General features: G+C 74.5%; 26 protein-coding genes. 9 read left to right on the top strand and 17 right to left on the bottom strand.

The features are described 5' to 3' along the window. The 5 genes from ACFVS0_RS06030 to ACFVS0_RS06010 all read right to left on the bottom strand — a co-directional run. On the bottom strand, nt 1-1,348 hold a 1,348-nt coding region (locus tag ACFVS0_RS06030; protein WP_430587450.1), incomplete at its 3' end, for an FtsX-like permease family protein. Next, nucleotides 1,348-4,320 carry an FtsX-like permease family protein gene (locus ACFVS0_RS06025; protein WP_430587449.1) on the bottom strand — a complete coding sequence of 991 codons (2,973 nt, stop codon included), beginning with the start codon at nt 4,318-4,320 and terminating at the stop codon, nt 1,348-1,350. The genes ACFVS0_RS06025 and ACFVS0_RS06030, both read right to left, overlap by 1 nt. A gap of 37 nt (nt 4,321-4,357) precedes the next feature. Next, nucleotides 4,358-4,573: a hypothetical protein gene (locus ACFVS0_RS06020; RefSeq protein ID WP_430549647.1), complete on the bottom strand. Its 216-nt coding sequence runs from the start codon at nt 4,571-4,573 to the stop codon at nt 4,358-4,360. Nucleotides 4,574-4,583: 10 nt separating this feature from the next. Continuing rightward, the gene (locus ACFVS0_RS06015) at nt 4,584-5,393 is read right to left on the bottom strand and encodes a GNAT family N-acetyltransferase (RefSeq protein ID WP_430549646.1); all 810 of its coding nucleotides are present in this window, start codon (nt 5,391-5,393) and stop codon (nt 4,584-4,586) included. A gap of 144 nt (nt 5,394-5,537) precedes the next feature. Next, nucleotides 5,538-5,969, bottom strand: coding sequence for a GNAT family N-acetyltransferase (locus tag ACFVS0_RS06010; protein WP_430587448.1), 432 nt, complete (start codon nt 5,967-5,969; stop codon nt 5,538-5,540). Between the two features lie 109 nt (nt 5,970-6,078). Here ACFVS0_RS06010 and ACFVS0_RS06005 point away from each other — a divergent pair, with 109 nt between their 5' ends. Next, nucleotides 6,079-6,777 carry a LysE family translocator gene (locus tag ACFVS0_RS06005; protein WP_430585027.1) on the top strand — a complete coding sequence of 233 codons (699 nt, stop codon included), beginning with the start codon at nt 6,079-6,081 and terminating at the stop codon, nt 6,775-6,777. A 28-nt stretch (nt 6,778-6,805) separates the two neighbouring features. On the opposite strand, the gene ACFVS0_RS06000 is transcribed toward ACFVS0_RS06005, so the two are convergent. The 3 genes from ACFVS0_RS06000 to ACFVS0_RS05990 form a co-directional block, all read right to left on the bottom strand. Beyond that, nucleotides 6,806-7,573: a phosphatase PAP2 family protein gene (locus ACFVS0_RS06000; RefSeq protein ID WP_430587447.1), complete on the bottom strand. Its 768-nt coding sequence runs from the start codon at nt 7,571-7,573 to the stop codon at nt 6,806-6,808. 80 nt (nt 7,574-7,653) lie between these two features. Then, the gene (locus tag ACFVS0_RS05995; RefSeq protein WP_430563869.1) at nt 7,654-8,109 is read right to left on the bottom strand and encodes an SRPBCC family protein; all 456 of its coding nucleotides are present in this window, start codon (nt 8,107-8,109) and stop codon (nt 7,654-7,656) included. A 34-nt stretch (nt 8,110-8,143) separates the two neighbouring features. Further along, nucleotides 8,144-8,563: an oxidoreductase gene (locus ACFVS0_RS05990; RefSeq protein ID WP_430587446.1), complete on the bottom strand. Its 420-nt coding sequence runs from the start codon at nt 8,561-8,563 to the stop codon at nt 8,144-8,146. A gap of 131 nt (nt 8,564-8,694) precedes the next feature. Between ACFVS0_RS05990 and ACFVS0_RS05985 the strand changes: the two genes are divergently transcribed. The 5 genes from ACFVS0_RS05985 (at nt 8,695) to ACFVS0_RS05965 (ending at nt 14,141) form a co-directional block, all read left to right on the top strand. After that, a complete protein-coding gene (locus ACFVS0_RS05985; RefSeq protein WP_430587445.1) occupies nt 8,695-10,314 on the top strand; it encodes an alcohol dehydrogenase catalytic domain-containing protein in 1,620 nt (539 codons plus the stop codon). A 123-nt stretch (nt 10,315-10,437) separates the two neighbouring features. Further along, complete coding sequence (locus tag ACFVS0_RS05980) at nt 10,438-11,364, top strand: DUF6772 family protein (RefSeq protein WP_430587444.1); 927 nt, start codon at nt 10,438-10,440, stop codon at nt 11,362-11,364. After that, a complete protein-coding gene (locus ACFVS0_RS05975; RefSeq protein WP_430587443.1) occupies nt 11,361-11,693 on the top strand; it encodes a hypothetical protein in 333 nt (110 codons plus the stop codon). The genes ACFVS0_RS05980 and ACFVS0_RS05975 overlap by 4 nt, the downstream gene beginning before the upstream one ends. 8 nt (nt 11,694-11,701) lie before the next feature. Further along, nucleotides 11,702-13,003: an MFS transporter gene (locus tag ACFVS0_RS05970; RefSeq protein WP_430587442.1), complete on the top strand. Its 1,302-nt coding sequence runs from the start codon at nt 11,702-11,704 to the stop codon at nt 13,001-13,003. Nucleotides 13,004-13,064: 61 nt separating this feature from the next. Further along, the gene (locus ACFVS0_RS05965; RefSeq protein ID WP_430587441.1) at nt 13,065-14,141 is read left to right on the top strand and encodes a LacI family DNA-binding transcriptional regulator; all 1,077 of its coding nucleotides are present in this window, start codon (nt 13,065-13,067) and stop codon (nt 14,139-14,141) included. Between the two features lie 37 nt (nt 14,142-14,178). Here the strand turns inward: ACFVS0_RS05965 and ACFVS0_RS05960 are convergent, their stop codons facing one another. Beyond that, complete coding sequence (locus tag ACFVS0_RS05960) at nt 14,179-14,748, bottom strand: dienelactone hydrolase family protein (protein ID WP_430563866.1); 570 nt, start codon at nt 14,746-14,748, stop codon at nt 14,179-14,181. A 72-nt stretch (nt 14,749-14,820) separates the two neighbouring features. On the opposite strand from ACFVS0_RS05960, the gene ACFVS0_RS05955 reads away from it, so the two are divergent. Together ACFVS0_RS05955 and ACFVS0_RS05950 are read left to right on the top strand one after the other, a co-directional pair. Beyond that, nucleotides 14,821-15,453, top strand: a complete 633-nt coding sequence (locus ACFVS0_RS05955) for an ArsR/SmtB family transcription factor (RefSeq protein ID WP_430585023.1) — start codon at nt 14,821-14,823, stop codon at nt 15,451-15,453. A 43-nt stretch (nt 15,454-15,496) separates the two neighbouring features. Then, on the top strand, nt 15,497-15,838 hold the full coding sequence (locus ACFVS0_RS05950) for a YciI family protein (protein ID WP_430587440.1): 342 nt from the start codon (nt 15,497-15,499) through the stop codon (nt 15,836-15,838). Between the two features lie 26 nt (nt 15,839-15,864). Here the strand turns inward: ACFVS0_RS05950 and ACFVS0_RS05945 are convergent, their stop codons facing one another. The 7 genes from ACFVS0_RS05945 to ACFVS0_RS05915 all read right to left on the bottom strand — a co-directional run bounded on the left by ACFVS0_RS05945 (nt 15,865) and on the right by ACFVS0_RS05915 (nt 23,086). Further along, entirely contained in the window at nt 15,865-16,290 is a 426-nt protein-coding gene (locus ACFVS0_RS05945; RefSeq protein WP_430587439.1) for a hypothetical protein, read from the bottom strand. A gap of 240 nt (nt 16,291-16,530) precedes the next feature. Next, complete coding sequence (locus tag ACFVS0_RS05940) at nt 16,531-16,998, bottom strand: hypothetical protein (RefSeq protein ID WP_430587438.1); 468 nt, start codon at nt 16,996-16,998, stop codon at nt 16,531-16,533. A gap of 631 nt (nt 16,999-17,629) precedes the next feature. Then, the gene (gene ychF, locus ACFVS0_RS05935; protein WP_430549636.1) at nt 17,630-18,715 is read right to left on the bottom strand and encodes a redox-regulated ATPase YchF; all 1,086 of its coding nucleotides are present in this window, start codon (nt 18,713-18,715) and stop codon (nt 17,630-17,632) included. Between the two features lie 25 nt (nt 18,716-18,740). Further along, on the bottom strand, nt 18,741-19,541 hold the full coding sequence (locus tag ACFVS0_RS05930; RefSeq protein WP_430585022.1) for a DinB family protein: 801 nt from the start codon (nt 19,539-19,541) through the stop codon (nt 18,741-18,743). A 29-nt stretch (nt 19,542-19,570) separates the two neighbouring features. After that, a complete protein-coding gene (locus ACFVS0_RS05925) occupies nt 19,571-20,611 on the bottom strand; it encodes a GNAT family N-acetyltransferase (RefSeq protein ID WP_430563863.1) in 1,041 nt (346 codons plus the stop codon). Nucleotides 20,612-20,690: 79 nt separating this feature from the next. Then, nucleotides 20,691-22,292 carry a hypothetical protein gene (locus ACFVS0_RS05920; RefSeq protein WP_430587437.1) on the bottom strand — a complete coding sequence of 534 codons (1,602 nt, stop codon included), beginning with the start codon at nt 22,290-22,292 and terminating at the stop codon, nt 20,691-20,693. Next, nucleotides 22,262-23,086, bottom strand: a complete 825-nt coding sequence (locus ACFVS0_RS05915) for an ABC transporter ATP-binding protein (protein WP_430549632.1) — start codon at nt 23,084-23,086, stop codon at nt 22,262-22,264. The genes ACFVS0_RS05920 and ACFVS0_RS05915 overlap by 31 nt, the downstream gene beginning before the upstream one ends. 72 nt (nt 23,087-23,158) lie before the next feature. On the opposite strand from ACFVS0_RS05915, the gene rmuC reads away from it, so the two are divergent. After that, nucleotides 23,159-24,736 carry a DNA recombination protein RmuC gene (gene rmuC / locus ACFVS0_RS05910; RefSeq protein ID WP_430587436.1) on the top strand — a complete coding sequence of 526 codons (1,578 nt, stop codon included), beginning with the start codon at nt 23,159-23,161 and terminating at the stop codon, nt 24,734-24,736. Nucleotides 24,737-24,754: 18 nt separating this feature from the next. On the opposite strand, the gene ACFVS0_RS05905 is transcribed toward rmuC, so the two are convergent. Continuing rightward, on the bottom strand, nt 24,755-25,798 hold the full coding sequence (locus ACFVS0_RS05905; protein WP_430549630.1) for a 4-hydroxy-3-methylbut-2-enyl diphosphate reductase: 1,044 nt from the start codon (nt 25,796-25,798) through the stop codon (nt 24,755-24,757). Nucleotides 25,799-25,808: the final 10 nt, after the last annotated feature.

Here is a 25,808-nt window from a genome sequence, read left to right as displayed (position 1 = left end):
AGGGGAGACGCCCCCAAGAGGGGGAGTCCCCCCGGGGCCTCGGAACCCCCCCTGTCCCCGGGTTGCCCCCCCCCCCCGCCGCCCCCAGCGCCGCCGCGGCGGCCCACAGCAGCTGGGTCCCGGTCACGGCCCCCGGCCGGACCAGGAGGCCGAGCAGGACGCCGACGACCGCGGCCGGCAGGCTGACGGCGAGGCCCTCGGTCGCCGTGAGCAGCCGCAGCCGGGTGCCGGTCGCGCCGCGTGCGAGCAGCACCGCGAGCGCCGACCGGCGTCGCTCGACGACGAGCCGCGCCGCCAGCACCACGACCGCGCCGAGCGCCCCGAGCGGGCCCACGACCAGCACGGCGAGAAGGGCGTCGGTCGTCACGCGCTCGCTCATCAGCTCGTCGAGCACGTCGGAGAGGGCGGTGCGCGCCTGGAGCGTCACCGGGTCGTCCGGGAGCACCTCGAGCGTCTCGTGGGTGAGCCCGCGCACCTGGGCCGCGAGCGCGGCGACGTCGTCCGACCTGATGCCCTCGACGGCGACGGGGTACCAGAGCTCGGTCTGCACCTCCCGGAAGGCGAGGGAGCCGATCATCGCCGGGTCGACGTACACGGCGGCCGTCGCGATGGTGGCCCCGTTCGGCGTGACGCTCAGCTGGGCGTCACGCCCGAACGGCTGGTGGTACCAGGTGCTCGCGTCGGGGTCCACGGGCTCGGTGAGCCCGACGACGCGCAGCGGCGGGAACTTCCACACGTCGACGGCGTAGGTGCCGCCGAGCTCCCATCCGAGGGTCCGGGCGGCCGGGCGTGACAGGACCACCTGCACGGGCTCGTCGCCCTCGGGGCCGTTGAACGTGGTGCGCACCGGCGTCGCGACGGGCCACTCGCCCTCGACCAGCCGCAGGTCCTCCGACATCCGCGCCGACGCCCGCATGACGACCTGCGGGACCTCGATCCCCGAGCCGGGCACCTGCTCGGTCCGCGTCTCCCGCGAGGAGACGGCGAACGACGGCTCGCCGAGCACGTCGCGCAGCGGCTGCGGCAGGCCGTCCCGCAGCCGGACCATGCCCGCGAGGAACTCGTCCCACGTGGGCTCCGGCGGGACGGCCGGCGCGGTCTCGGGCTCGGTCATCACCATGTCGGCGGCGGACACGCCCCCGCCGGGCACCACCGACGCCCGGGAGCTGACGTCCCGGCGCTGGGGCGAGAGCTGCTCGGTGGCGTAGGTGACCTGCGCCGAGCGCATCTCGGCGATCGCACGGGTGGCGGCGGTGGCGGCGCCGGCCGCGAGGACGGTCACCAGGGCGAGGACGAGCGCCGTCCCCCACGCCGAGCGCAGGTGGCGGCGCAGCAGCAGCCACAGCATCAGCGCACCTCCTCCCGGTAGCCGCCGTCGCGCGCCTGGGCGGTGACCGCGGCCCGCACGGCCAGCGCGACGGCGGCCAGGCCCGCGACCAGCAGGACCCCGGGCACGAGCGCGGCCGTGGGCGCGAACGCGGTGTCCGGCGTCGGCACGACGGCGAACCCGGTGAGCGTGGCCGCGGCCAGGCCGGGCACGGTGGCGGCCGCGAGCGCCCACCCGGCCAGGAGCCCCGCGGCCAGCGCGGCGGCCGCGACGACGGCGAGCTCCGTGGCGCGGCTCGCCCCCTGCGCCCGGGGCGGCAGGCCGACCGCGCGGAGCACCGCGACCTCGCCGCGCCGCTCCCGCACACCGGCGACGCTCACCGCGCCCACGCCGACGAGGGCGAGCGCCACGGCCGCGAGCGCGGCGACCGCGAACGCCTGGCGCACCGGCCCCGCGGCGTCGGACCCCTCCGACCCGGTCGACGTCGTGACCTGGACCGGTGCCGTCCCGGCGGCGTCCCGGGCGGCCGCCGCCAGCCGGTCGACGTCGGCGCCGGGTGCCGCACGGATCCACGCCTCGGCGGCCTCGGGGACCACCGTGGCGAGGCGCAGGGACGCGGCCTGGAGGTCGGCGAGACCCACCATCGCCGCACCCTGGTGCAGGGAGCCCGGCACGACGTCCACGACGTCGACCACCCGCACGGACAGCCGCCCGCCCTCGCCCAGCGGGACCTCCGTCGTGTCCCCCGCGGTGAGGTCGAGCAGGCCGGCCAGGTCCTGGGACAGGACGGCGGGGGCCGGCTCGCTCCCCGAGCCCGCCACCATGGCGCGGAACGGCGAGGGCGTCGCCTCGTGGTCGGCCTGGGCCGCGAAGCTCAGGCCCGTGCCCGGTCGGGCGCCGAAGGCGACGTTCGCCGCCGGGTCGTCGCGGGCGGGCGCCCAGTCGGCGCCGGCGACGTCGACCTCCGTCGTCGCGCCCTCGTCGGTGCTGGCGTCCAGCCCGTCCACGGAGAGCCGCAGCGTGGTGAGCGCGCTCGGCGAGCCCGGCAGCCGGGTGTCGAGCGCGACGACGGTCCACGTCCCCGGCGCGCCGTCGGCGGCGGCAGGGGCCGGCGGCACGTCGGCCCGGAGCTCGACCGCGCTCTCGGCGGGGCCGATCGGGCGGGTGTCGGCCCGCCCACCGCCGGGGTCGCCGTCGAGGTCCACGTCCAGCTCCTCGACGTCGACGCCGACGACCTGTCCGTCCGCGTCGGCGAGCCAGAGCCGGAGGGTGATCGTCGAGTCCTCGAGCACGAGGAGCCGCCCCCGCTCGGACGGCGCCGACGCGGTCGCCTCCTCGAGGGACGCCCAGGTGGCCGGCTCGCCGCCCGCCGCGCCCGTGGCCGCCTCTGCCGTGGCCGCGTCGTCCACGACGTAGTACTGCCCGGTGACGTGCAGCACCAGCCCGGTGGTGCCGGCCGGGAGCTCCGGGTTGTCCGCGTAGGGGCCCGGACCCTCCAGCGCCGCCGCGATCTCGTCGATGCCGCTCTGCCCGTGCGGCCCGCGTGCCACCGACGCGACCCGGTCGGGCGGGACGGCCGTGGTGGACAGGGGGACGCCGTCCACGACCGCCTCGGACACCCGCACGGGGGCGGCGTCCGTCGCGCCCGGCAGCGCCGCGTACGTCGCGGCGGGCCCGGGCGTCCCCTCCGTCGCGACGACGCGCACGTCGCTGCCCGCGGCGACGCCGGCGGTCGCCTCCCGCAGGTGCTGACCGGTCCCGGCGTACGCGGACGCGAGCACCACGCTCCCCGCGGCCACCACCACCAGGACGACGGGCACCGCCGTGACCGCGAGCCGCCGCGCCACCTGCCGCGCCGCGAGCACCCGGGTGCCCGGGCGGCGCGCGGTGAACGCCGCCCAGGCCCCCGACAGCGGACCGAGCAGCGCCACCGCCACGACGGCCGCAGCCGCGAGCACGAGCGCGGGCGCCGCGGCGGCGGCGGGGTCGGTCTGGCCGCCGTCGGGCGTGGGGACCAGGGGCGAGCCGTACCGCCGCAGCAGCCACGTGGTGAGCCCGGCGGCCACGACGACCAGCACGACGCTCCCCCACGTGGCGGCCCGTCGCGTGCGACCCGACCGGTCGGTCACCCGCAGCGCCGCGGCGGCACGGGCCTGCAGGCCGCCGACCGTCACCAGGAGGAGCAGCGCCCCCGCCGCCGTCGCCAGGGCCGCGGGCGCCAGCGTCCCCGCGAGGGACCCGCCGGGCGTGCCCTGGGCCGCCAGCACGGCCGCCGCCGCTCCGGCACCCGCGGCCGCCCCACCCACGACGACGAGCGCCGCCTCGGCCGCCGCCGCGGCCGTCAGCTGGGCCGCCGACGCCCCGCGCGAGACCAGGAGGTGCACCTCCGCCGCCCGCGTGCCCGCGAGCAGGCGCGCCACCTGCGCGACGGCGACCGTGCCGGCGAGCGCGAGCACGAGCATCGGGACGAGGGCCACGGCCGACGCCGCGGCGGCAGCGACCGACGCGGCGGCCGCCCGCTCCCCCAGGTCCCCGGTCACCGTCGCGCCGCGCACGGCGACGGCGTCGTCGGCGAGGACCGTGTCGAGGAGCGCCTCGGACCCGGCGGCGAGGACCGCGAGGTCGGCGGTGGCGGTGGCGGCCACGTCCGGCGTGAGCGTCCAGCGCACGAACGGGTCGTCGGAGTCGTCGTCGGGCACCTCCTCGCGGACCAGGTCGTACGGCGCGGGCGCGAAGAGCGCGTCGACGTCGCCGCGAAGCGCCGCGTCCTGCGCCGCCGCGTCGGCCTCCGGGGCGAGGCGGGTGGTCACCTGCACCTCCGCCGGGACGCCGCCCCGGGTCAGCCCGTCGTGGACGACGTCCACCTCGGCGGCGCGGACCGCTCCGACGGCGGTGCCGAGCGCCGCCGCGACGGTGGCGACCAGCAGCGCGACGAGGACCAGCAGCCCGCGTCGCGCGCCCGTGCGGCGCACCAGCAGCCGGGCGCGGCTCACCGACCCGCCCCCACGGCGTCCGGTACGCGGGACGCGGTCACGGGCGGTGCCCGCGCTTCTCGTTGCCGCGCCGGTAGTTGCCCGTCGCGCGGGCCAGCAGCTCCTGGTCGGTCTCGGGGTCGCGGCCGAGCAGCGCGGCCAGGCGGGCGGCGCGCGCCCCCGCGACCGTGACGACCGGGCGGCCGCCGCGGCTCACCAGGACCTTGCCGTCCTTGGTGACCCGGTGGTCGAACGGGTCGTCCTCGAGGCCCACGGGGTCCCCCTCAGCGACGCCACTCGTAGGGCGTGGTGGTGGACACCTTGACCAGGCCGGAGCGCTCCAGGATGGGCCGGGAGAACTCTGTCGAGTCGCTGTGCAGGTACGTCTTGCCGCGCTCGACGGCGGACCGGGCGCGCGCCGCGGTCAGCGCGCGGTAGATGCCGCGGCCCCGCCACTCGGGTCGGGTCGAGCCGCCCCACAGGCCGGCGAACGCGGTCCCGGGCACCGGCTCGAGGCGGCCGGCGCTGATCACCCGCCCGTCCGCCTCGGCCACCCACAGCTCCATCTCGGGGTCGCGCTCCTGCCGCCGCAGGATCTGCTCGGCGTGCCCCGACGTGGCCGGGTCGTCGCCGAAGACCTCGTCCGCCATCGCGGACATCGCGCGCACGTCCGCCTCGGCGGTGACGCGGCGCAGGGAGACGCCGGCCGGCAGCGGGACGTCCGCGACGAGGAGCCGCGCGTCGCCGATCATGATCGACTCCGGTTCCTGGGGCACGAAGCCGTGGTCGACCAGCGCCTCGTGCAGGCCCGGTGCGACGTCGTGGCCGCGGGTCTTCCACTCGGCGTTCGTGACCGTGGCGTCGTCGCGGAAGTGGGCGAGGGCGGCGGCCACGAACCCGCGGACGGTCGCGGCGTCGGCGCCGCCCAGGTCGCGGTAGGTGACGAAGCCGCGGCCACCCGCGAACGTGACGAGGCGCAGCGGACCGAGGCGGGTCACGGCGACGGCGCTCGGCGTCTCGGCGTCGGTCCGCAGCTGGTCGTCGTAGGCGGCGAGGAGGCGCGCGACGTCGAGGTCGGCGGCTGGTGCGTTCACGGCGGACACCCTTCCAGAGCGCAGCACGGCGGGGCAACGGTTTTCATCGTGCCGTACCGACCGGTCACGCCGTTGCCGCGCCGGACCCGGGGTCGGCGGCGCGACGGTTCGCCGTCGGAGCGCTGCCCGGCCGTCGCCCGGGCCTCACTCCGCGGCCAGGTCGTCCCAGACCACGAAGACGGACCCGTCGTCGATCTCCGCGCCCGCCCCGCGGTAGGCGGCGAGCGCCGCGTCGTTGTCCGCCTCGGTGCCGGTCCACATGGCCCGGCAGCCGCGGGCGAGGGCCGCGTCCCGCAACGCCGCGAGCAGCGCGGTCGCCACCCCCTGCCGGCGCCACGCCGCGTCGACACCCAGCTCGTACAGGAACAGCTCCGCGTCCTTGTCGGGGTGCCGCATCTCCACCCCCGACACGAACCCGACGTCGCGCCCACCGGCCGCGCGCGCCAGCAGCACGACGTGGCCGGGGCGCCGCAGCGTGTCCGTCGCGCCCGCGAGCGAGACCGGGCCGTCGAACAGGTGCGACGCCGCGACGAGCTCCGCGGGGTCGGTGACCTGGACGACCGTCCAACGCGTCATGCCCACCATCGTCGTGCCGCGCAGGGCCGGGGGCGAGCCGGGCCGGGCTCCACATTGCACCCACGTCGAAAGTGTCACGCGGCAACCATCGCGCCCTTCCCTACCCGCCATGACCCCGGGACCGACGCCGACGATGCAGGCCGCAGAAGCGGCGGGCACACTGCTGCCGAGCGGATCCGCGCTGCTCGGCTTCCTCGCCGCCTCCCTCGCGATGCTCGCCGTCCCCGGCCCGTCCGTCGTGTACGTCGTGGCGCGCACCACCGCCCACGGACGACGCGCCGGGCTGTGGTCGATGGCGGGCCTGGAGACCGGCGCAGCGCTGCACGTGGCGGCCACCGCGGCGGGGCTGGCGGCCCTGCTGGCGCGGTCGCCCGCGCTGTTCGACGCGGTGCGGTGGACCGGCGCCGCCTACCTGGTGTGGCTCGGGGTCCGCGAGCTGCGCGCGGCCCGGGCGCGCGCCACGTCCCCGGGAGACGACACCGGCGAGGACGCCGCACCGGCGTCGCCGCGCCGCTGGCGGCTCTTCGCGGACGGCGTCCTCGTGGACGTCCTCAACCCCAAGACCGCCCTGTTCTTCCTGGCCTTCCTCCCGCAGTTCGCCGACCCGGCGCGCGGCGCCGTCGCGCCGCAGCTGGCGCTCCTCGGAGGGCTCTTCGTCGGCCTCGCCGCCCTGGTGGACTCCACGTACGCCCTGCTCGCCGACCGGATGTCGTGGCGGTTGCGCGCGTCGGAGCGCGCCCGGCGCCGGCTGGGCCGCGCCTCCGGCGGGATCTACCTGGCGCTGGCCGGCGCCGCGGTCATGGTCTGACCGTCGCGGTCGGACGCAGGAGCGGCGCTCAGAGGTGCCGGGCGACGACGGCGCGCCGGGGGCGCAGCCACCAGCCACGCCGGTCCGCCTCGACCAGCAGGCGCAGCAGCAGACCGCCGACGAGCAGCCCGCCCACCAGGTCGCTGATCCAGTGCCAGCCGAGGTAGTAGGACACGGCGACCGCGTTGAGCGCGACCAGCCCGACGCCGAGCCGCAGCGTCGTCATCGTGCGCGACGACACGGTCGTCCAGCGCCCGACGAGGTAGACGGCGGTGCCGTAGATCAGCACCGCCTCGGCGGCGTGGCCCGACGGGAAGCTGATGCCGCTCCAGCCGAGCTGACGCAGCCCGCCCTCGAACAGGTCGGCGTCGTCCGTCGTGGGCGCCGGCCGCGCGAGCACCACCTTGAGCAGCCCCACTCCCCCGTAGAACGCCAGCTCGGCCATGGCCGCGCACCACAGCGGACGCCACGTGCGGTGCCGCCACGAGAGGGTGACCGCGACGGCCAGCAGCACCGGCAGGCACACCGCCTGCCCGGCGATCGGGTCGAGCACGTGCTGGATGAAGGGCTGCAGCCCCGGCGTCAGCGCCCTGGCCCAGTACCCGTGCGCGTCCTCGTCGACCCCCCGGAACGGGCCGGCCGCCAGGAGCGTCACCACGACCAGCCCCGCGAGGAGGGCGGGCGCCGACGTCAGGCCGCCGAGCGGCTCCTCCGACCGCCGGTCACGCACCGCCCGGGTACCGGCGCGCGAGGCGTCGAGGGCGCGCGCGGGCGCGGTGGGAGCCTGGAGCAACATCGCGCACAGGGTAAGCAGCCCGGCTGGACATCACCTGGTCGAGCGCGTGTGGTGTGCCGCACGCTCTCCGTCCGGCCTGGTCAGGCGCGTGGCGCGAGCGCCGACACGAGCCACGCGTTGCGGGTGCGCAGCAGGCGCGTCATGTACCGGGTGAGCACCAGCCGCTCCACCAGCCTCCCCAACGGCCCCGCCGGAGCGGCGAACTCCACCGTGTCCGTCATCCGGGTACCGCCGGGCGCCGCCTCGAACCGGTGCTCGTGCCACCAGCGGCGGAACGGCCCGGCCACCTGCTCGTCGACGAACCAGTGCGGCGCGTCGTGGGCGCTGATGCGCGACGTCATGCGGAACGGGACGCCGAAGTGGCGCGCCCGCCAGGTCACCGTGTCGCCGGGCCCCATCACGCCCGACGTCACGCCCGCCACCGCCCGCTCCCCCGAGCGGCGCATCGACGCCGTGTGCGCGTCCACCGACAGGCTCGCCGCGAAGCACGCCTCCGGGGACGCCGGGATCTCGGTGGTCAGCACGATCGTCGGCACCCGGCGATCGTAGGCCCGCCGCAGCCGGGAGCGGTCACGCCCGCGGGAGGGGCAGTCCCGCCGGCACGTCGTCTCGGCTGCCTCCGTAGGCGCGCATCGCGACGGTCTGCCGCTCGAAGAAGTCGCCCAGCCTCGCGGCTGCGGGCGCCGCGACGCCGACGTCGTCCAGCGCCCGGCGGAACAGCCCGACGCACACCTCGTCGAGCTCCTCGTGCTCCCCGTTGCCCGCGTGCATGCGCTGCACCGTCGACTCGTCCCCGTAGCCGCCGGTGTACAGGCGCGGACCGCCGAGCGCCTCGGCCAGGTACCCGGCGAGGCGCTCGTCGTGCTGCGGGTGCAGCGTGCCGTGCGAGAAGGGGTGCGCCGCCACCGGGTCGGCCAGGCACAGCGCGTTCCAGCGGCGGCACACCGCCAGCAGGACGTCGAATCCCCCGACGTCGTCGTACAGGGTCATCGCCCCAGTATCCACGCCGCAGGACCGCCGCGACGTGTGAATCGCCATTCACAAGATCCGTGACTTCCGGCGGGCGCGCTGCCACACTCGGGCACGACGACGGACGAGACGACGACGTGAGGGAGCCCCTGATGCCCGACCTGCCCGCACTGGCCGACCTGCCCGGCACGGTGGCGACGACAGCAGCGAGGGCGGCCCTCGTCCGCGAGGCCGGCGGGCCCGCGACGCTCGCGGACGTCACGCTGGACGCTCCGGGCGACGGCGAGGCCCTGGTCCGCGTCCACGCGTCCGGCGTCTGCCCCACGGACCTCTTCGGCATGGCGGGCGGCGCCGGCGACCGGTTCCCCGCGATCTTCGGGCACGAGGGCGCGGGGGTCGTCGAGTCCGTCGGACCGGGCGTCGGGTCGCTCCGGCCGGGCGACCACGTCGTGCTCAGCTTCGACGCGTGCGGACGGTGCCCGACCTGTGTCGACGGCCACCCCGCCTACTGCGACGACTTCGCCGACCTCAACTACCGCTCGCGGTCGCGCGCCCGGGCCGACGGCGCCGCGGCGACGACCGGGTGGATGGCCCAGTCCTCCTGGGCGACGCACGCGCTGGCGCGCGCCAGCAACGCGGTGCGCATCGACGACGACGTGCCCTGGGCGGTCGCGGCCCCGCTCGGCTGCGGGATCCTCACCGGAGCCGGGACGGTCCTGCGCGTGCTGGCCCCCGGCCCGGACGACACGCTCCTCGTCGTCGGCGCCGGCACGACCGGGCTCGCCGGCGTCATGGCGGCGCGGCACCGCGGCGCGGGGCGAGTCGTGGTCAGCGACCCCGACCCCGACCGGCGCGCCCTGGCGCTCGAGCTCGGCGCGAGCGACGCCTTCGCCCCGGAGGACGTGCCGACCCGCAGGCTCGCGGCCACGCACGTGCTCGACACGGTCGGGCGGCAGGAGACCATCGACCTCGCGCTCGCCGCGCTCGCCCCGCGCGGGGTGTGCGCCACCGTGGCGCTGCACGCCGGGGCGAACCGGGTCACGGTGTCGCAGACGCAGGTGCTGTGGGGGCGCACGCTCACCGGCGTCATCGAGGGGGACGCGGTCGGGGCCCGGGACGTCCCGCTGCTCGTCGCGCTGTGGCGCGCCGGGCGCCTGCCGGTCGAGCGGCTCGTGCGTGGCTACCCGTTCGACCGGGTCGGGTCGGCGATCGACGACCTCCGCGCGGGGCGCACGATCAAGCCGGTGCTGCTGATGGACGACGACGCGGCGACCTCCTCCGCACCGGCCGCCCCGGCCGTCCCGGTCACCCTGGTGGACCTGCTCCGGGACGGGCGGGTCCCGGCGGCCGACCTCCCCGCGCTGTGGCGCTCGCTGCCGCCCGTGCGGACCCGCGAGCTGCGCGGGCTGTGGCACGGCTTCGGGGTGAGCACGGAGCACCGCACCCAGCGCCTGCTGACCCGCACCGGCTGGTACGGGAAGCTCTTCCGCGCCGACGACGACGTGTCCCCCCTCGTCTGCGAGACGCCGGACGGCACCCTCGTCGCCGACGCGCGCCTCGCCCGTGGCGGCGCCACGCTGCGCACGGTGGAGCACGACGGCGTCGTCACGGCGTCGATGGTCTACGACGGGCAGCCCGTGATCGACCACTTCACCCGCCTGTCGGACGACGCCGTCCTCGGCGTGATGACGGGACGCGACGCCGCCGACGACGGCGCGCTCTACTACTTCGTCCTCGAGCGGGCCGCGGACCGGGAGGTCCGCTCCGCCTGACGCGCAGGGCGCGCAGCCCTCTCGCGGCAGGCGTCGATTGACATCGGAATGAGGTCCGCGTACAACTGATAAATCGATTGTTCACGGCGACGACGCCACGAGGACCTCAGGACGGCCCGAACGATGACTCTCACTCCCACCGGGTACTTCGACCCGCTGCCGCGCGTGCTCGTGGCCGACGACTTCGACGACGGGATGAACGGGTGGCTGGACCTGCGCCCCAACTTCGTCGCCCCCGGCTTTCGCGAGCACTCCGACGACATCGACCTGATCCACTGGGGGCCGACGATGCTCAGCTCGGCGACCTTCGCCTTCGGCGGCACCCACGGGTCGGCGAGCGGGACCTACTCCCTCAAGATCTCCAGCCGCGCCGCGGCCGGCGCACCCGACGAGCCGCCGGCCCCCGGGTCGATGGGACTGGCCATCAAGCGTCTCGCGGTGCCGCCCGGCGTCCGGCGTCTGCGCATCGAGGCGCTCTTCGCCTACAAGGTGGAGCAGGACCGCCCCGGGCTCGGCGTGAACGACCTGCGCGCCTTCGGGATGTTCGTCGACCTGCAGGACGGCGAGCACCGCTACATGCCCGGCGTGCGGTATGTCAACGCCGTGGCCGGAAGGCCTGTGCGTCGCTGGCAGTACTACAGCCCGACGGACGTGACCGACTCCGAGTGGAGCTTCGGGGTCGACGGCTGGCACAAGGCCGGCATCGATCCCCAGTGGTTCGGCCGACGAAGGGCCGACGGGTCGACCGTCGCGACCACGTGGTTCGAGGACGGCGAGCAGCACCTCATCTACAACGAGTCGGACGACAAGCTCAACTGGACGCCGTTCTCCCTCACGGTCGACCTGGAGCGCCGCTGTTACGAGGAGCTCCGCGTGGGCGGCAAGGTCCTGTCCTTCCCCGAGGGAGCACACCCGACCTGGGCCCCCGCCTACGACGACATCGAGGGGCTGCTGAACCCCGTGTTCTTCGTCGAGGCCGACACCGACCGGCGCGTGTCGCTCTACCTCGACTCCGTCGTCGTCTCCGTGGCGGGAGGGCAGCGCGCATGAAGACCTTCTCCTCCTCCGTCGTCGAGCTCCGCCAGGACTTCGACACCACGATCACCACCCACCCGTACGAGTGCGGCTGGGCCGACGAGGCCCTCTTCTTCGTCGAGCTGCACGACCCCGAGCCGGGCGTCCGCCTCCGCCTCCGGGTCCAGCTCGGCGCCGACGGCGTCCGATGGCTCGACGAGGGCACGGTGATCGAGACCGGGTCCTGCGCCTTCGCGCGCGTCACCCACTTCGGCGGGTTCCTCCGCCTCGCAGGGGCAGCACACCGCCCCGACGGCGCCACGGCACCGGCGACCGTCTCCGTCCGACTGGCACTGAAGGGTTGAGGGAAACGATGACGTTCCGGATCAACAGGGCGACGATCGGCGCGACCGTCGGTACCGCGCTCGAGTGGTACGACTTCTCGCTGTACGGCACGGCCAGCGCGCTCGTGTTCCCCGCGGTGTTCTTCCCCACCGAGGATCCCGCGGTCGCGACCCTGGCGTCGTTCGCGACGTTCGCGGTGGGCTTCTTCGCCCGCCCGATCGGCGGTCTGATCATCGGGAACCTCGGCGACCGCTACGGCCGCCGGCAGATGCTCTTCGTCACGCTCGTGCTCATGGGGATCTCCTCGACGCTCATCGGGGTCGTCCCCAGCTACGCCGCGATCGGCGTCGCCGCGCCGGTCCTGCTCGTCGCCCTGCGCGTGCTGCAGGGCTTCGGGGCAGGCGGCGAGTACGCCGGCGCGACCCTCCTGGCGGCCGAGCACTCGGCCAGCAGCTCGCGCGGGATGAACGCCGCGATCCCCGGTGCAGGCAACGCTGCGGGGGCGCTCCTGGCCACGGGGGTCCTGACCCTGCTGAGCACGACCCTGTCGTCCGAGGCGTTCCTCGCCTGGGGCTGGCGGGTCGCGTTCCTGCTGAGCATCGCCGTCAGCGTGGCGGGGATCATCATCCGGCTGCGCGTGTCCGAGAGCCCCGAGTTCACCGAGTCGAAGGCGGCGGGCAAGGCTCCCCGCGTCGCCGTCACCGAGCTCTTCCGGACGGCCGGTCGCAAGATCCCGCTGGCCATGCTCGCCAGCATCGGCCCGAACGTCGCCAGCTACCTCCCGTCGGTGTACGCGCTCACGTACCTCACCACGAGCGTCGGCGCGCCGGCCTGGATCGGCCTGACCGGCATCCTCATCGGCAACCTCCTCAAGCTCGGCACGATCCCCCTGGCGGGCTGGATCAGCGACCGCGTCGGACGGCGTCCGGTGTTCCTCGCCGGCGCCCTCGGGGCGGCCGCCCTCATCTACCCGTTCTTCTTCATGCTCGACACGGGCACCCCGATCGTCGTCTGGGCAGCGCTGGTGATGATCTTCACCTTCTGCAACGACGCCATGCTCGCCGCTCAGTCCGGCTTCATGTCCGAGCTCTTCGAGGTCAGGTACCGCTACACCGGCGTGACCTTCAGCCGCGAGATCACCGGCGCGCTCGTCGGCGGCACGCTGCCGTTCGTCGCAGCCTGGCTCACGACCGCGGCGGGCGGCGCGTCCTGGCTTGTCGCCCTGTACTGCTTGGTCCTCCTCGCCCTCGCGGCGCTCGGGATGTATCTGCTGCCCGAGACCCGTGTGCTCCCCGACGACGAGCAGACCGTGGTCCGCGCCTCGCGCTGACCAGGGGCGGAGGCGGGGGCCGAGGTGGCCCCCGCTTCCCGCCGACGGGCATAGTGGAGCCATGGGCCGGCCTGCGACGCGCGACGAACCGCGACCCGGCGCCCGCACCGGACCCGTCCGGCTCGCCGACGTCGCCAAGGCAGCCAAGGTCTCCCAGCCGCTCGCGTCGAGGGTGCTCAACGACGACCCGGCGGTCCGCGCGGCTCCCGAGACGCGGGCACGGATCCTGGAGGCTGCCGAGCAGCTCGGCTACGTCCCCCACGCCGGCGCGCGGAGCCTGCGCGTGAGCCGCACGGGCCTCCTCGGCCTGGTGGTCCACGACCTGTCGAGCCCGATCTACCTCGAGCTGATGCGAGGTGCCCGCGAGGAGGCGGCGCGACACCGCTACTTCCTCGTGCTGGGCGACGTCGACGAGCTGCTTCAGGACGACGACGCGTTCACGATCCTCGTGAGCGGCCGTCGCGTGGACGGCCTCGTCGTCCAAGGCGGGCACGGGGAGTTCGACCGCCGGATCGCCGACATCGCCCGCGCGCTGCCGACGGTGGTCGTCAACGCCCCTATCGACCAGGACGACGTCACCCAGGTCTACCCCGACGAGACCACCGCCACCCGCATGCTCACGCAGCACCTGCTCGGGCTCGGACACCGCCGCGTCGCGTTGGTCGCCGGCCCCCGCCAGTCCATGACGAGCCGCCTGCGCGAGGCAGGGATCACGGCGGCCCTCGACACCGCGGGGCTCGAGCTGCGCGAGGAAGACCGCGTCCACGCCGACTGGACGGCCGATGCCGGGCGCGCCGGCCTGGAGGAGCTGCTCGACCGCTGGCAGGGACGTGCCGATCGGCCGACCGCGGTCGTCGCAGGCAACACCCTGATCGGTGTCGGCATGCTCGGTGCCGCCGCCGCGCACGGGATCCGCGTCCCCGCGGACCTCTCCGTGGCGGCGGTCCACGACACCTGGGTGAGCGAGCATCTCGTGCCGTCACTGACGACGGTCAGCCTGCCCCTGCACGACGTCGGCACCGTCGCGGTGCGCACCCTGCTGTCGGGCGGCCCGGGCGGCATCCGCGTCGAGCTGACCGACCCTCCGCCGGTGCTCCACCCGCGCGCGTCCACGGCGGCTCCCCCGACACGGGCGTGACGCACGGCGCGCGGCATCGACCGTCGCCACGCTCACCTCAGACCAGCGAGCCGAGGAACGCCAGGGCGCGCTCGCGCAGCAGCGCGGCCGCCGCGGGGTCGTGCCCCCTCGTCGAGGAGTCGGCGAACAGGTGCGCCGTGCCCGAGTAGAGGAAGAGCTCGGCCGTCGGCACGGAGCTCGCCAGCGCGCGGGCGGACTCCAGGTCCTCCGCGAACCACTCGTCGTCCACGCCGCCGTGCACCTGGACCGGTAGGCCTTCCGGCCAGGCCCCGAACTCCTCGACCGGGAGGCACGCGTCGACGAAGAGCGCGCCGACGGCGCCCGGCCGCGTCTGGGCGAGCCGCTGCGCCGGCATGACCCCCATCGAGAAGCCCGCGTACACGAGCTCCGCGGGGAGCGCCTCCGCGGCGGCGACGCCTCGGGCCATCACCGTGTCGAACCCGAGCTCCTGGGCGTGGGCGACGCCCGTCTCGACGTCGTCGAAGGTCCGGCCGTCGAAGAGGTCGGGCACGTGCACGACGTGACCCGCAGCCGCGAGCTCGTCGGCGAACGCCCGGACTCCCGGCGTCAGCCCCTGGGAATGGTGGAACAGGACGATCTCGGCCATGGCCCCTCCTCGAGGATCCGGCAGGCACGATCCAGAAACTTCGAACGTTCCAGAACGTTAGTATCGTCGACCATGGACGGCAAGACCCCCGACTACGAGCTCGAGGACCGGATCGCCCTGACCGGCCCCGACCAGGTCCGGGCGCTCGGCAACCCGCTCCGCACCACGATCCTCGGCCTGCTCCACGAACGCGCGGCGAGCGTCACCGAGCTCGCCGGCGCCGTCGGCCGCCCCAAGAGCACGGTCGCCCACCACGTGAAGGTGCTCGTCGACGCCGGCCTGCTGCGGGTGGTCCGGACGCGCCGGGTCCGCGCCGTCGAGGAGGCCTTCTATGGCCGGACCGCCCGGCTGTTCCACGTCGCTCTCGGGAGCACCGCCGAGGGGGCCCGCGACGACGGCGACCGACCGCTGGACTTCAACGACCTCGAGGTCGCCGCGCACGAGTCCGAGCCCGCGTACCTCGAAGGACAGCTGTGGGGCTTCCTGCGGCACGCGCGGATCGACGAGGCGCAGAAGCAGGAGTTCTGGCAGCGCATGGCGGCGCTCGTGGAGGAGTTCGACGCCCTCCCCCGCCGCGGCGACGTGGTGCACGGGTTCGCCGTCGGCGTCTACCCGGTCGCGGGCTACCCGCGCCTCCCGCCGTCACCAGAGACGACCGACGAGCCGGCCGCGGGACCTGTCGCCGGACGAGGGCGGTCGGAGTAGCGTCCTGCCCAGGTGTCCGACGACGGCGACGGGACGAGCGACGATGAGCCACTACCTCATCTACTTCAACCAGCAGTGGGTGGGCGACCACGACCCCGAGTGGTTCGCCGAGCGCGGGCCGCTCGCCAACGCCGTCGTGAACGACATGAAGGACGCGGGCGTCCTCGTGTTCGCGGCCGGCGTGGACGAGGACGACGACGCCGCCGCCACCGCCGACGCCACCAGCGGCACGCCCGTGATCACCGCAGGGCCGTACGCCCCGACGGAGCAGCGCATCGGCGGCCTGACGATCATCGACGTCGCGGACGACGACACCGCCAGGGAATGGGCCGGCCGGGTCGCCGAGGCGTGCGGATGGCCGCAGGAGGTCCGCCGGGTCGTCTGAGTGCGCTCCCGACCTTTGCCCGTCGCCTATCCCCGGCGCCGCGGCAGCGCCGCCGCGACCAGGAGCGAGGGTCCGGCGACCAGGGACCACGGACCGGGGCCGGCGGGAGAGAGCGCGACCTCGGGGTGCACCCGCAGCACGTTGACGGCCAGCACGCAGCAGAGGACGCCGGCGACGAGGACGACGGCCCGCGCGACTCGCCCGGCCCTACGACGCGAGTACCGCCAGGAGACCACGGCGATCACCCACAGCACGAGGCTGACCCCCGTGCCGAAGATCAGGAACAGCGGCCAGGAGGCCTCCGGGTCGGAGGCGAAGCCGACGGCGTTCGTGACCGTGTGAGCGACACCCAGCCCGACCAGCGCGAGCGCGCCGACACCACCGGCGATCCTGCGCGAGCGGGAGAACGGGAAGGTCGGGAGGAGGGGGCGAGCGTCGGTCGTCGTGTCCATGCCTCCACGCTGACCGGGCCGGCGCGCCCCGGGATCCTCCGCAGGGGGCAGGCGGTTCACCCTCGCGGGTGAGCCGAGACATCGGGACGGGACGTCAGACGTTGAAGCGGAACGTGCACCCGGGGAACGGCATCGCCCGACAGTGTTGGCACCGTTGGAAACAAGCCGATTCGATGTTGGTGGGGACCGACTAGGACCGGCAACAACCGAACGTCTTGCGGACTGGCTGCGGACCCGGGTCTATCCGGCCAGCGCCGGAAGGATGATCGCCCACACTTGATACGGAGGGTCGTCTTCACTGGGGAGCCGCTTCATCTCCGCCTCCCCGCAGACCCGCTGGCTGTGCACGTTCATCTCGTGGGCCTTCGCCCAGACGTAGACGGTCTCCATCGGGGAAACCCACGACTCGCGGAGGATGGCCGCAAAGGTGAGACCGAGTGTGTACTTGCCGAGGCCCAAACCACGGTGCGCCTTCGATACCGCGAGTCCCTGGATGAGGGCGGAGTTGGGGTCCTCGCCTCGGACGTACCTTGAGGCAGCCGAGATCTCGCTGTCGTCGGTGTAGATGAGGATGCGACAGTCCTGTACCAGCGGGAAGCGCGCATCCCTGAAGGACGACTGCACCTTCAATTCCCATTTGGCTGGATGGGTCTTACCGACCCCAGGCGCGTACCCCTCCGGCTCAGTGCAGGTGAACGTCTTGAGCAACTCGACATCGTCCGGCCCAGCGTCGCGCCAGATGTGCTCGGGGAGCAAGGTGGCTACGCGGTGCGTCGAGCCGTCGGCGCGATATGCCGGCCGGCGGACTTTCGCTCCATCGCTTCGAGCAGCGCTCGGCCTCGCTGGATCGATGCACGGTCAGACCCCCGAGCAACACGCTCAAGGTAATCCTGGGCGTACTCGTGACGCTCAGCGTCGGTCAAGCCATCGTCCCCGCGTGTCCCGGGGGCCCCGATGGCACCAGAGCTAGCGTGAGAACTGTTCATGGTCACCAGCCTACGTCATCGCCTAACAGGCTCCTGAGAGGTCTCAGCCTCGCACCTCGGTGTCCGACGCGCTCGTGGAAAACGGCAGGGAGAGATCCCGCTATGCCAAAGGGGGCGAGGACGAGCGCCCCCCAGGGGTGCCCTCCCCATGGCTCGACCGGCAGGATGCCGCCTCTCCTGGGTTGCGACGTCGTGACGGTACAGCACGCCCTCGGTCACAAGTCCGCGACTGTCACCCTGTCGATGTACTCGCACCTGTGGCCGACGGCCGAGGACCGCACCCGGAAGGCCGCTCAGGGGCTCGCGCTGGCTGCTCTTGCGGACTCCTGGGGCGAACAGGGCCTCTTGGGGCCTTAGACGTTGAAGCGGAACTCCACCACGTCGCCGTCCTGCATGACGTAGTCCTTGCCCTCGACGCGCGCCTTGCCGGCGGAGCGGGCGGCCTGCACGGAGCCCGCCTCGACGAGGTCGTCGAAGGAGATGACCTCGGCCTTGATGAAGCCGCGCTCGAAGTCGGTGTGGATGACGCCGGCGGCCTGCGGGGCGGTCCAGCCCTTGCGGATCGTCCAGGCGCGCGACTCCTTGGGGCCGGCGGTGAGGTAGGTCTGCAGGCCGAGCGTGTGGAAACCGACGCGCGCGAGCTGGTCGAGCCCCGCCTCCTCCTGGCCGGAGTCGGCGAGCATCTCCTTGGCGTCGTCCTCCTCGAGCTCGACGAGCTCGGACTCGAACTTCGCGTCGAGGAAGACGGCGTCCGCGGGGGCGACGAGGTCGCGCAGGCGCTGCTGCATGCCCTTGTCGGCGAGACCGGCCTCGTCGGTGTTGAACACGTAGATGAACGGCTTGGCCGTGAGCAGCTGCAGCGACGCGACGTCGGCGAGGTCGAGCCCCTCGGCCTTCGCGCCCTGGAAGAGCGTCGTGCCGGACTCGAGGATCTTCTGCGCGGTGGTGGCGGCGGCGAACAGCGCGGCATCGCCCCGCTTGATCTTGACCTCCTTCTCCATCCGCGGAAGCGCCTTCTCCAGCGTCTGGAGGTCGGCGAGGATCAGCTCGGTGGAGATGGTCTCGATGTCGCCCTCGGCGTCCACCGAGCCCTCGACGCGGACGACGTCGCCGTCGTCGAACACGCGCGTGACCTGGCAGATCGCGTCCGCCTCGCGGATGTTCGCGAGGAACTTGTTGCCCAGCCCCTCGCCCTCCGAGGCGCCCTTGACGATGCCCGCGATGTCGACGAACGACACCGTCGCGGGCAGGATCCGCTCGCTGCCGAAGATCTCCGCGAGCTTGTCCAGCCGCGGGTCCGGGAGCGGGACCACGCCGACGTTGGGCTCGATCGTCGCGAACGGGTAGTTCGCCGCGAGCACCTGGTTGCGGGTCAGGGCGTTGAAGAGCGTGGACTTGCCGACGTTGGGCAGGCCGACGATGCCGATGGTGAGTGCCACGTCGGGAGAGTCTACGTGGCGGGGGTCAGCGGGCCGCCCGGGCACGCTCCTCGAGGGTCGTGAGGTCCCGCTCGACGAACTGCAGGTGTGCCCAGTGCTCCCGGGCGACGACGCCGAGGCTCTGGTGCACCGCGCGTGTGAGCCCCTCCGGCGCCCACGGCGGGAGCCGCGGGGCGTCGACCGTGACGTCCGTGCCGGCGAGGTCGTCGTAGGTCGCGTACACCTCGGCGATACGGTCGGCGTGCGCCGCCAGGGTCTCCTCCAGCGACGGCGCCGCGGCCAGGTCCACCCCGAGGGCCGCCACCTCCGGCTCGTACTCGGTGAACGGCAGACCGGCGTACCAGAACGGGTCGTCGATCCCCCGCAGCCCGTACCGGATCCAGCCGTCCATGGCGAACACGAGGTGCCGCAGCGTCTGCGCCGTCGACCACTCGCCGTCGACCGGCTCGTCGACCGCGCCGGGCGCCAGCGCCGCCGCCCGCGCGAGGTGCGCGTCCCAGGCGCGCAACGCCGCGTCCAGCGACGCGCGCTGCTCGGCGAGGTCCGCCGACCGGGCCTGCTCGCGCCCCGGGTACCGCCGGTTCAGCTCCGCCTCGATCAGGGGCGCGACGTCGACACCGTTGACCCGCAGCCCGGTGATCTCGCCGTCGAGGTCGGCGTCCGTGAGGTCGACGCCGCGCATGACGGCTCCGGGCATGAAGCTCTGGTCGAACCGCACGCCGTCGAGCTGCACGAGGCGGAACGTCGAGCCCGTCATGTCGGCCTCGACGAACCGGGCTCCCCGGAGCTCGTCGTCCGGCCCGAACCGTGCCTCAGCGCTGACCATGCGACGACCGTAGGTCCGGGCACCGACACTCAGACGTCGACGTCCTGGTGCCAGGACTCGGTGACGTAGGACGTGCGCCAGCCCCAGCTCTCGTACAGCGACGCGGCGCCGGTCGGGCTGTCGGCGTCGACCTCGAGCCCCACGCGGTCGCGGCCCCGCGCCGCCGCGTCACGGACGACGGCGAACAGCAGCGCCGTCGCCACGCCACGCCCGCGGGCTCGCCGGTCGGCGCCCAGGTACTCGATGTAGCTGCCCTCCTTGCCCGACGGGCCCGACGGCAGGACGGCGCCCACGAGGGCGCCCATCGGCTCGGGCGGCGCGTCGGGCCGCTGGGGGTCGGAGACGAACGCCAGCCACCAGTGGTCCCACCGGTGCCCGGGGTCCGAGCGCAGCCGCACCAGGAACTCGCCGAAGCTCTCCCGGTAGGAGTTGAAGTGGTCCTCGAACGCGCTCTCGAGCACCCGGTGCACGGTCTGCAGGTCCTCGGCGACGGGCATGCCGTCGTCGTGCGTCGCGACGCGCCGCACCGTCACGCCCGGTCGCGGGTCCGGCAGCACGCCCCGGTGCGCCTCCTCCGCCACGACGGGCCGGGACATCTGCAGCCACGAGCGGGCCTTGGCGTACCCGGCGGCGGCGAGCCAGCCCTGCTGGGTCGTGTCGCCCGCGAACGCGCCGGCGTCGAGCTGGGTGCGGTGCACCCCGCGCTGCGCCGCGAGCTCCCTCCCCTGTCGCGCCGCCCAGGCGTAGCCCGCGGCCGCCAGGTCGTCGGCGGCCGGGGTCGCGCGGTCGACGTCGACCCCCACGACGACGCGGCCCGCGGCACGGTCGTGCGCCCACGCCCAGCCCTGGACCACACCCTCGGGGTCGCGCGCCACGACCTGGCGGCGCGTCCACGACACCGGGCCCGCCACCTCCGCGGCGAGAGCATCCTGGTTCACGACCGACGAGCCCGTGAACGGGGCCGCGACGGCCCCGCGCAGCTCGCCGAGGCGAGGCAGGTCGGCCAGGTCGGGGGCCGACGTCGTCCAGCCGTCAGGCAGGGGCAGGTGCTCGAGGTTCTCGGAGGTCACGCGTCCCATTGTCGCAAAGGGTCCCTTGAGCTCCCCATGACCGCCTCGTCACGAAGCCCCGCGCGAGCCCGCCGGGACGTCACCCGAAGGCCATCACCTGCTGCAGCAGCTCGGGGAGGCGGCGGTCGTAGGTCCGGGCGCCCCAGCGCACGCCCAGCAGCAGCACGAGCACGCCGGTGACGAGCCCGACGCCGAGCGCCGCCCAGCCGAGGGCCGCATGGGGCAGCAGGATCGCGGGCAGCGCGAGCGCGAGCGTGGGCACGCTCACCGCGAGGATGATCCCCATCGTCGCCATCTGGGCGAGCATCGTCGCCATCGTGGCACCCTGCGGCGACTTGAACGGGCTCTCCCCCGGCTTCGGGACGGGATAGACGAGCCGCGCGGACACGGCGCTCGAGATCCCGAGCGACGCGCCCAGCGTGCCGGCCGTGAGGCCGAGCATGGCGGGCAGCGCGTCCCAGCGGCCGGCGACGGCGCACCCGACCACGGCGAACGCGACGCACAGGGGCAGCCCCGCCACCAGCACGGGCAGCACGCGTCCCCACCGGTCGGTCCTCCCCCGGACACCGGTCGCGACGTGCAGCGCGAACGCGGTGTTGTCGTAGCCGACGTCGTTCGAGATGCCGAAGCCGAGCAGCCACGCCGCCAGGGGCGCCATGAGGAGCAGGATCACCCCGCCCGCGCCGTTCGTCGTCCCGACGGCGAGCAGCACCAGCGGCAGCAGCGGCACCATCGCGATCGACGCGGCGTACCGGGGGTCGCGCACCCAGTAGGTCGCGGTCCGCGCGGCGACCGCCCCCAGCGGCGTGGCGGGCAGCCGGCCGAACCAGCCGAGACCCTTGGCCGCCGTGGCCGACGAGCCGCCGCCGTGCGGCGTCACGAGCTCGCGGGCGAGCGCGCGGTCCCACACCACCCAGGCGAGGGCGAGCGTGGCCAGGCAGATCGCGACCCGGGCCACGAGGAGGGCCCACGCGCCGTCGTGGACCGCCGAGGCCAGGGCCCACGGCGCCCCCAGCGGCGTCCAGCCCACGACGCCGGCCAGCGGTGCGATCGCCGCCCCCAGCGCGTCCGCGCCGGCCCCGTCCACGGTCACCTCGACGCCGTCCGCCAGCCAGCCGACCGCGGGCCCGATCAGCAGGAGCGGCACCACGGCGACGATCGCCAGCACCTCGCGGTACCGCCGCGAGTCGAGCAGCGGCGCGAGGGCGGTCGTCGCCGCCCGGGAGCCCACGACGCACAGCGCGGTGGCGAGGACGCCGCCGACCAGCGCCGCGACGAGCGCGGCCGGCTGCCGCCACCAGGCGAAGGAGACGCCCAGCGCGCCGAGCGTCGTGACCGCCGCGGGGATCGACACGAGCCCCGCCAGCGCGAGCCCGGCCAGCAGCGTGCGCCGCGGGATGGCGAAGGTGACGAAGCGCCGCGGGTCGAGGGTCGCGTCGACCCCGAACGCGAAGACGGGCACGACCCACCACGCGAGGACCACGAGCGCGCCCGCCAGGGTGACGACGTGGCCCGTCACGACCGGGTCCGCGGTGCCTCCGGCCACGGCGGCGGCCACCACCAGGACCAGCACGCCGAGCCCGTACAGAGACCCGATCACCAGCCCGATCGTCTGCCACACGCTCCGGCGGAACGTGTTGGCCAGGAGGGTCAGCTTGAGGCGGACGAGCTGCGCAACCACGCCAGTCCCTCCGACTCCCGACGGCCGCCGACGAGGTCGACGAAGCGGTCCTCGAGGCTCTGCTCCCCGCGCACGTCGGCGACGGTGCCGGCCGCGAGCACGTGCCCGCCGGCGATGACCGCCACGTGCGAGCACATCCGCTGCACCAGGTCCATGACGTGGCTCGACACGACGACCGTGCCGCCGTCGGCCACGTACCCGTGCAGGATGTCGCGGATGTTCGCGGCGCTGACGGGGTCGACCGCTTCGAACGGCTCGTCCAGCACGAGCACGCGCGGCGCGTGGATCATCGCCGACGCCAGGCCGATCTTCTTCGTCATGCCGGCGGAGTAGTCGACGACGAACGTGTCGCGGTCGCCGACGAGGTCCATCGCCTGCAGCAGGTCCTCGGTGCGCTCCGCGACCGTGGCCCGGTCGAGCCCGCGCAGCAGGCCCGCGTAGGTGAGGAGCTGCGCGCCGGTGAGCCGGTCGAACAGCCGCACGCCGTCCGGCAGCACGCCGAGCGCGGCCTTCGCCTCCTCGGGCCGGGCCCACAGGTCCGTGCCGTGGACGTGCACGGTGCCGAAGTCGGGCCGCAGCAGGCCGGTCGCCATCGACAGGGACGTCGTCTTGCCCGCGCCGTTGGGGCCGACGAGGCCGAAGAACGAGCCGGTCGGGACGTCGAGGTCCACGCCGGCGACGGCGATCTTCTGGCCGAACCGCTTCCACAGGCCGCGCAGGCTCAGGGCGGCGGCGAGGTCGGGCGGAGGGACGGGGGCGGGGGCGGCGGGCGGCGGCCCGGTCTGGTCGCTCACGGGTCAACCGTAGTGCGCGGAGCGCCGCGTGGGGGCTGGGACGTGTCGGTGCCCCATGACACCGTGTGGCGCATGACGACGAGCCTCGCAGTGATCCTCATCCTCGGCGCCCTGGGCGTAGGAGTGCTGGTGGGGTGGCTGGGGCACGCGACCCGCGCCGCGAGGGCGGGCCGGTCCGACGAGCTCCAGCGGGTCCAGGAGCAAGGCGAGCTCGAGGTCCTGCGGCGCGACGCCGCCGAGCTGCGCAGCCGCCTCGGGCAGGCGGCGCAGGAGAGCGAGCGCCGGCTGGCGGAGCAGCGCGCGCAGTCCCGCGAGGAGGCGGACCGGCGCGTGACGGAGGCGCGCGAGCAGGCCGACCGGCTGCTCACCCAGGTGCGCGAGCACCTCGAGGAGCAGCTCGCCGAGGCCAAGGGCGACCAGGAGGCCGCGGCACAGCGGTTCCGCGCGCTGGCCAACGACGTTCTCACGGCGAACCAGAAGCAGTTCCTCGACCTCGCGGACGAGCGGCTGCGGCGCAGCACGCAGAAGAACGACGAGACGCTCGCGCAGCGTGAGCAGGCGATCCGCGCGCTGCTCGACCCGATGAGCAAGACCCTCGACAAGGTCAACGCCCGCGTCGACACCGCCGAGCAGGCGCGCCTCCAGGGACACACGGCCCTCACGGAGCAGCTGCGCCAGCTCGAGACGGTCAACTCGCAGCTGCGCGTCGGCACCAGCGACCTCGTCTCGGCGCTGCGGTCCAACCAGACGCGCGGCGTGTGGGGCGAGCTCCAGCTGAAGCGCGTGGTTGAGGCCGCCGGGATGGTGGACCACGTCGACTTCGAGGCGCAGGTGCACCGCACGACGGCCGAGGGCGACACCCTGATCCCCGACCTGGTCGTCAGCCTGGCGGGTGGCAAGAACATCGTGGTCGACGCCAAGGTGCCCCTCAGCGCGTACCTGCGCGCCCAGCAGGCGGAGAGCCCCGCCGACGGCGACAAGGAGCTCGACGCCCACGCCAAGGACCTCGCCAAGCACGTGGACGTGCTGGCGGGCAAGGCCTACTGGGCGCAGTTCGACGCGGCGCCCGAGTTCGTGGTGCTGTTCGTCCCGGCCGAGCCCATCCTGGCGGCGGCGGTCGAGCGCCAGCCCGACCTGCTCGAGACGGCGATCCGCAAGCGGGTGCTCGTCGCCACCCCGATGACCCTCGTCGCCATGCTCCGCACCGTGGCGTACGCGTGGCAGCAGGACGCCATCGCCGAGGATGCGCAGAAGGTGCTGCAGACCGGCAAGGAGCTCTACGCGCGCATCGTCACGATGACCAAGAGCATCACCAAGCTCGGTCAGTCGATGACCGCCGCGACCAAGCACTACAACTCGTTCGTCGGGTCGCTGGAGACCCGCGTGCTGCCGCAGGCGCGGCGGATGGTCGAGCTCAAGGTCGTGGACGCGGGTCAGGCCATCGAGCCGCTCAAGGCGGTCGAGGACACGACCCGCGCGGTCACCAAGCCCGAGCTGCTGGCGGTCGAGGAGGGCCTGGTCGTCGACCTCGGCACCCTGACCGCGGACGGGGACCGCGACGACTCGGTCGAGTCGCTCGTCGACGCCGCGCAGCGCGACCTCGAGCGCGCGTCCGGGGCCGAGGAGAAGGGCGAGTCGGCCGCCGGCTGAGCCGCGCGACCGGCGGCGTCAGGCCGGCTCGACGGGCAGCGCGGTCCGCGCGCCGCGACGGGGGCGCTTCTCCTCGTGGCCCGCGGCCTTGAGGCCGCGCGCCAGCTCGCGCGGCAGGGAGAACATCAGGTCCTCGGTGGCGGTGCGGACCTCCTCGACCGCGCCGAAGCCGTGGCTGTCCAGGTGCGCGATGACGTCCTGCACGAGGATCTCCGGCACCGACGCGCCGGACGTGACGCCCACCGTCGTCGCGCCGTCGAGCCAGGCGTCCTCGATCTCGGTCGCGCGGTCCACCCGGTACGCGGTGCGGGCGCCGGCCTGCAGCGCCACCTCGACCAGCCGCACCGAGTTCGACGAGTTCGCGGAGCCCACGACGACGACGACGTCGCACTCCGGGGCCAGCTTCTTCACCGCGACCTGGCGGTTCTGCGTGGCGTAGCAGATGTCGTCGCTGGGCGGGTCCTGCATCTCGGGGAACCGGTCGCGCAGGCGGCGCACGGTCTCCATCGTCTCGTCCACGGACAGGGTGGTCTGCGAGATCCAGACGACCTTGTGCGGGTCGCGGACCTGCACCTGGTCGACCTCGTCCGGGGAGTTGACGACCTGCACGTGGTCGGGCGCCTCGCCGGCGGTGCCCTCGACCTCCTCGTGGCCGGTGTGGCCGATGAGGAGGATGTCGTAGTCGTCCTTGGCGAACCGGACGGCCTCCTTGTGCACCTTCGTCACCAGCGGGCAGGTGGCGTCGATGGTGTCGAGGCTGCGGGCCGCGGCGGACGCGCGGACCGCGGGCGAGACGCCGTGCGCGGAGAAGACGAGCCGCGCGCCCTCGGGCACCTCGTCCGTCTCGTTGACGAAGATCGCGCCGCGGTCGCGCAGCGTCTCGACCACGTGCTTGTTGTGCACGATCTCCTTGCGCACGTACACGGGCGCGCCGTACGTCTCGAGCGCCTTCTCCACCGCGACCACCGCACGGTCCACCCCCGCGCAGTAGCCGCGGGGCGCGGCGAGGAGCACGCGCTTGGTGGTCGTCGGGGTGGCGGGGGCCGGGCTGGTCACAGTCACGCGGCCAGTC

The sequence above is a fragment of the Isoptericola sp. NPDC058082 genome (assembly GCF_042885055.1).
In the GTDB taxonomy this organism is placed as follows: Bacteria; Actinomycetota; Actinomycetes; order Actinomycetales; family Cellulomonadaceae; genus Isoptericola.
This window is presented reverse-complemented; position numbering and strand designations above follow the sequence as displayed.

Excerpts from the sequence above, each read along its gene's own strand:
- ACFVS0_RS06010 (WP_430587448.1), bottom strand. The coding sequence starts at position 5,969 with ATGACGCGTTGGACGGTCGTCCAGGTCACCGACCCCGCGGAGCTCGTC.
- ACFVS0_RS06005 (WP_430585027.1), top strand. The coding sequence starts at position 6,079 with ATGACCCCGGGACCGACGCCGACGATGCAGGCCGCAGAAGCGGCGGGC.
- ACFVS0_RS06000 (WP_430587447.1), bottom strand. The coding sequence starts at position 7,573 with ATGTTGCTCCAGGCTCCCACCGCGCCCGCGCGCGCCCTCGACGCCTCG.
- ACFVS0_RS05990 (WP_430587446.1), bottom strand. The coding sequence starts at position 8,563 with ATGACCCTGTACGACGACGTCGGGGGATTCGACGTCCTGCTGGCGGTG.
- ACFVS0_RS05985 (WP_430587445.1), top strand. The coding sequence starts at position 8,695 with ATGCCCGACCTGCCCGCACTGGCCGACCTGCCCGGCACGGTGGCGACG.
- ACFVS0_RS05980 (WP_430587444.1), top strand. The coding sequence starts at position 10,438 with ATGACTCTCACTCCCACCGGGTACTTCGACCCGCTGCCGCGCGTGCTC.
- ACFVS0_RS05975 (WP_430587443.1), top strand. The coding sequence starts at position 11,361 with ATGAAGACCTTCTCCTCCTCCGTCGTCGAGCTCCGCCAGGACTTCGAC.
- ACFVS0_RS05970 (WP_430587442.1), top strand. The coding sequence starts at position 11,702 with ATGACGTTCCGGATCAACAGGGCGACGATCGGCGCGACCGTCGGTACC.
- ACFVS0_RS05965 (WP_430587441.1), top strand. The coding sequence starts at position 13,065 with ATGGGCCGGCCTGCGACGCGCGACGAACCGCGACCCGGCGCCCGCACC.
- ACFVS0_RS05960 (WP_430563866.1), bottom strand. The coding sequence starts at position 14,748 with ATGGCCGAGATCGTCCTGTTCCACCATTCCCAGGGGCTGACGCCGGGA.
- ACFVS0_RS05955 (WP_430585023.1), top strand. The coding sequence starts at position 14,821 with ATGGACGGCAAGACCCCCGACTACGAGCTCGAGGACCGGATCGCCCTG.
- ACFVS0_RS05950 (WP_430587440.1), top strand. The coding sequence starts at position 15,497 with ATGAGCCACTACCTCATCTACTTCAACCAGCAGTGGGTGGGCGACCAC.
- ACFVS0_RS05945 (WP_430587439.1), bottom strand. The coding sequence starts at position 16,290 with ATGGACACGACGACCGACGCTCGCCCCCTCCTCCCGACCTTCCCGTTC.
- ACFVS0_RS05930 (WP_430585022.1), bottom strand. The coding sequence starts at position 19,541 with ATGGTCAGCGCTGAGGCACGGTTCGGGCCGGACGACGAGCTCCGGGGA.
- rmuC (WP_430587436.1), top strand. The coding sequence starts at position 23,159 with ATGACGACGAGCCTCGCAGTGATCCTCATCCTCGGCGCCCTGGGCGTA.